Source organism: Psychrobacter sp. TB55-MNA-CIBAN-0194 (genome assembly GCF_040309505.1).
Lineage (GTDB): Bacteria > Pseudomonadota > Gammaproteobacteria > Pseudomonadales > Moraxellaceae > Psychrobacter > Psychrobacter fozii.
Map to the genome: position 1 here is coordinate 1 of NZ_JBEOOW010000881.1, position 230 is coordinate 230.

At 40.0% G+C, this 230-nt stretch carries 1 pseudogene; it reads right to left on the reverse strand.

The window, feature by feature from the left end:
- Positions 1-26: 26 nt before the first annotated feature.
- Positions 27-230: pseudogene (locus AAEY75_RS17460) on the reverse strand (DJ-1/PfpI family protein); the annotation flags it as partial.

Here is a 230-nt window from a genome sequence, read left to right on the forward strand (position 1 = left end):
GTTTTATACGGTTACAGGTGGCTAAACTACGATTTAGTCCAATCAAAATCCATTTGGCGAGCCGTTTTCTCTGCGAGATCTAGACTATGAAGCTTACTAACAATATGTAAGCTCATATCAATTCCTGCAGAAATACCAGCAGAAGTAATGATGTCACCTTCATCGACCCAGCGTACATTTTCTATTACCTCTAGTGTTGTAAACATTGCTTTCAGATCGGCGATATCCTC